The sequence below is a fragment of the Clostridium sp. AF32-12BH genome (assembly GCF_003477935.1).
In the GTDB taxonomy this organism is placed as follows: Bacteria; Bacillota; Clostridia; order Lachnospirales; family Lachnospiraceae; genus Brotaphodocola.
Genome location: NZ_QUEH01000037.1, coordinates 1 through 4,208, shown reverse-complemented (window position 1 = coordinate 4,208; position 4,208 = coordinate 1). Strand labels below are relative to the sequence as shown.

Below are 4,208 nucleotides of genomic sequence, written 5' to 3'. Positions count from 1 at the left end.
AGCCATTATGTCCCGGAGGACGAATGGACAATTTTCGAGAATACCCATGAGCCTATCATTGACCAGCAGACCTTTGACCTTGTGCAGAAAATCCGTGGGAATGTCAGACGCTACCCGGACGGCTGGGGCGAAGCAGCTCCCCTCACAGGCTTGCTTTATTGTGCCGATTGCGGCGGCAAGATGTATGTCCACCGCACCAACAACGGCAAGCGCATTTCTCAATACACCTGCTCACAGTACACCAAAGTTCCTTGCGGGACACTCTGCAAGACTCAGCACCGTATCAATGAAGATGTGGTATTGTCTCTTGTTTCCGAAATGCTCAAAGCCATTGCCGAGTATGCGAAGCATGACCGAGTCGAGTTTGTCCGTGTGGTGCAGGAAGCGCAGTCCAGCCAGCAGACCACAGAGGTCAGGAAACAGCGGACACGCCTTGCCACAGCAAAGCAGAGAGTTTCCGAGCTGGAAGTCCTGCTCTGCAAAATCTATGAGGACAACATTTTAGGCAAGCTGTCCGACAGCAGATACGCCACTCTGGACGCTCAATACGCAAAGGAGCAAGCCGAGCTTACCGCTGAAATCTCTGCTCTGGAAAAGGCTGTCAAGAGCTATGAAACGCACGAAAAGGACGCTGACCGTTTTATCGCTCTGATTGATAAGTATGAGAACTTCGACAAGCTGACCATTGCCATGCTCAACGAGTTTATCGAGAAAATCCTTGTGCATGAGCGTGACCGCAAAGGCAGTATACAGACCACACAGGAGGTCGAGATTTACTTCAATTTTGTTGGGCGATTCGTTCCCCCGGCGTTTGGAGAAGTGGAGCTGACCCCGGAAGAATTAGAGGAAATCCGCAAGCGTGAGGAACGCAAGGACAGGCTTCATCAGAACTACTTGAAGCGGAAAGCCAGCGGAGCGCAGAAGCGATACGAGGACAAAATCAAGGGGAGAAAAAAGGCAGAAATCGAAGCCAAGAAAGCCGCCATTCGTGCGGAGGACATTGCAAAGGAAGTGTTCGTCCCTGTCAGCAGTTTACCGCAGAGAGAGCCGATGAAAGGAGTGCAATCAGCATGAATATCACTTACACACAGAACGGAGATTATCTTATCCCGAACATCGTTATCCGCAAGACAAAGCCCCTCGGACACTACGGCAGACTTCGCAAAGCATATTTGGAAATGCGCCGCCCGATACTGTTCAATGAGCTGGTGCTATCCGACAAGCTCTTTGAGCATTGCGCCGAGATTGACGAAGCGGCACGAAACCGCATGGAGCTGATCGTGCGGTCACTGGCAAAGCAGTACGGCGTGACCGAACAGCTGAAAGCCGAAAACCAAATGGAATGGGTGCGGCAGATGAACGCTTGCAAGGCACAGGCAGATGAGATTGTGAAAGCGGAATTGATTTATGATTGAGTGAGAAAGTCCGGGCAGAAAACCGTCCGGACTTTTCTCATACAGTCCAAAGTTGCGGTAGAATTGTTCACAAGTTTTATGGTATAATTTGAATACGAAATTGAGAAACAAATCGGTATTTATAAAGGAGAATATTGATGAAACTATTTTTATGTTCGCACTTTTCAAGTGTGGGAAGTCTGATAAAGGAAGAAATTGAAAATAAGAAAGTCGCATTTATTCCAACAGCTTCACTGCGTGAAGGCTACACCGGTTATGTCGGCTCGGCTCGAAAATTATTCAAAAAGTTGGGAGCAATCGTAACTGAAATTGATATTTCAACGGAGGCTTATTCAACGATACAGTCTGTTTTTGAAGAAGCAGATGTGATATATTTTACCGGCGGAAATTCTTTCTTTCTTATGGACCAGCTCCGTAAAACGGGAACTGATGGGCTACTGAAAAAGGAATTGGCAAATGGAAAATTGATGATCGGCGAGTCGGCAGGCGCAATTATATGCGCTCCAAGCATCCAATATATCGAGCAAATGGATGAAAAGCCAGAGGACTACTCACAAGAAGATGATGCAGGGCTTGATTTGATTGATTTCTATGTTCTTCCGCATTATCTTACAGCACCATTTAAGAAAGTTACCGAGAAAATAATGACTGAGTTTTCGGATTTGAATCTATGCCCGATTAACAACCGTCAGGGAATTGTAATTGATGGTGAAGGTTCAAAGGTTATTTGCAAAGACTAATTTGAAAATTCCTGTTTTTGAAACTGGAAAATCGGAAGCTGAGGAGATAGACTATTGAGAACATATGAGAATAAAGACGAGCTTAAAAACGAGATAAATAAAAGCTTTGCAAAATATATTTCAGAATTTAATGATATTCCGGAGCATTTAAAAGATAAGAGAATTGATGAGATCGATCGAACTCCGGCAGAAAATCTTGCTTATCAGGTTGGCTGGACAACTCTTGTTATTAAATGGGAATCAGACGAAAGAAAGGGTATTCCTGTTAAAACTCCTTCGGATAATTTTAAGTGGAATCAGCTTGGCGAATTATATCAATGGTTCACAGATACATATGCTCAGCTGTCACTGCAAGAATTGAAAGACAGATTGAATGAGAATATCAACTCTATTTATGCAATGATTGATTCTCTGAGTGAGGAAGAATTATTTAAACCACATATGAGAAAATGGGCTGACGAAGCAACTAAAACAGCTGTCTGGGAAGTATACAAATTCATACATGTTAATACAGTTGCTCCGTTCGGAACCTTTAGAACCAAGATTAGAAAATGGAAAAAGATTGCACTATAACTTCAAGTTTGTCGAGAAGTTAAGCCGGAGCAAATCCCTTTAGGAACTAAAGGGCGCACTTCTATACTCTCTGTCGAGAGTAGTGCGTCCTGCGGAGCTTCATTTCCGGTCAGCAGAAGAAAACTGCTCGACCGAGAATGTTTCGTCACTTCGTTCCGTCAAGGTGGCTACACCCCCTTGCGCCGCTAAAGCGACTATCCCCTGTGTACTTGCCGTCCGCAAATGGTTTTGACAAACCGTTCGCCGCCAGCAAGTTTGAAAAAGGACAGTTATGCACTGGAAAACATATCTGCAACTTGAAGTTGACAAAGTGCATTTCCCGAAAGATAGATAATGACACCTCGCTTTGGTAGAATTATGCTATCAAAACCAAAGGAGGTATCACCTATGAATTTAGGAGAAAAAATCTACAAACTCAGAAAAGAAAGAAATCTCTCACAAGAAGCACTTGCAGAGTTTGTGGGAACAACCCGACAAGCAATCAGCAAGTGGGAGAATAATCAAGGATATCCAGAAACAGAGAAACTGCTGTTGCTTTCAAATGTCTTTGAGGTATCTATTGACTTCCTACTGAAAGACGAAAAAACGGAAAGTAGCGCAGATGAAAAAGGCTATTATGTAAGTAGAGAAATGGCTGTTGGCTATATCGCCAACGAGAAAAAGACTTGCAAATATTTTGGTGCCGGATTCGCCTTGTTTGCTTTAGCTGGAATACCCTACACCGTGTTTCAGACAGCGACTGCATGGAAAGTGTTGGGTATGTCCATTTGCATACTTGCAGGAATTATTGCACTTGTCACATCAGCATTTATCCCCAAAGATGAATACAAAGTTTTGAGAAAAGAGCCGTTGATTTTTGATTATGATTTTTTAAAAGGTCTTGCAAATGAATACCAGTCGCAAAAGAAAAAATATGTGATAGTGGCTATTGCCAGTACCGTTTTGTATATCGCAGGGTTGCTGTTACTTGTGTTTACGGTGCGTGGAAATACTCTGTGGAAAGATTACCATGCCTTTGCTTTTTTAGCTTTAGCAGTTGGAATATTTGGCATGGTGTTTTCTTCTGGAACGATGGCAACTTACGAAGTGTTAGTGCATAACGATAGCTACTCAAACCGCTTTTGGTTTAGGCTTAGGCGCAAAGTGCAATCAAAAATCGATAGGTGGTAACACCTGTAATTAAATACAGAAAATCAGACCGTTGACTGGTCGCAATGTGCGAAAAGTTAACGGTCTTTTTTTATCCCAAAAATCAAAAAAGGAGGTCAATCACAATGACAAAACCGAAAACTCTTGAACAGCTCCGAACCGAAAAGGAACGAGCCGAGACGCAGCTTGCACAGGAACAGCACAAGCTGGAGCGTCTGGAGAACAGAAAGAAGTATCTGGAGAAAGGCGAACGCACCAAGCGCACCCACCGCCTTTGCAATCTGGGCGGAACGATTGAGAGCCTTGCCCCGGAGGTCAAAGATCTCACACG

General features: G+C 44.0%; 6 protein-coding genes. All 6 read left to right on the top strand.

Going from position 1 to position 4,208, the window contains the following annotated elements; genetic code table 11:
* Positions 1-1,074, top strand: a 1,074-nt coding sequence (locus tag DWZ40_RS18980; RefSeq protein WP_118544344.1) for a DUF4368 domain-containing protein, incomplete at its 5' end; no start/stop codon positions are given.
* Complete coding sequence (locus DWZ40_RS18975) at positions 1,071-1,415, top strand: TnpV protein (RefSeq protein WP_117718978.1); 345 nt, start codon at positions 1,071-1,073, stop codon at positions 1,413-1,415. The genes DWZ40_RS18980 and DWZ40_RS18975, both read left to right, overlap by 4 nt.
* Positions 1,416-1,552: 137 nt before the next feature.
* The gene (locus DWZ40_RS18970; RefSeq protein WP_055271744.1) at positions 1,553-2,155 is read left to right on the top strand and encodes a Type 1 glutamine amidotransferase-like domain-containing protein; all 603 of its coding nucleotides are present in this window, start codon (positions 1,553-1,555) and stop codon (positions 2,153-2,155) included.
* Positions 2,156-2,209: 54 nt separating this feature from the next.
* Positions 2,210-2,728, top strand: coding sequence for a ClbS/DfsB family four-helix bundle protein (locus DWZ40_RS18965; RefSeq protein WP_002304342.1), 519 nt, complete (start codon positions 2,210-2,212; stop codon positions 2,726-2,728).
* A gap of 387 nt (positions 2,729-3,115) precedes the next feature.
* Positions 3,116-3,898 (top strand): helix-turn-helix transcriptional regulator, encoded by a 783-nt coding sequence (locus DWZ40_RS18955; protein WP_055271742.1) that lies wholly within the window; start codon positions 3,116-3,118, stop codon positions 3,896-3,898.
* Positions 3,899-4,002: 104 nt separating this feature from the next.
* Positions 4,003-4,208: DUF3847 domain-containing protein (locus tag DWZ40_RS18950; RefSeq protein WP_118544343.1), on the top strand; the 206-nt coding region annotated here is incomplete at its 3' end.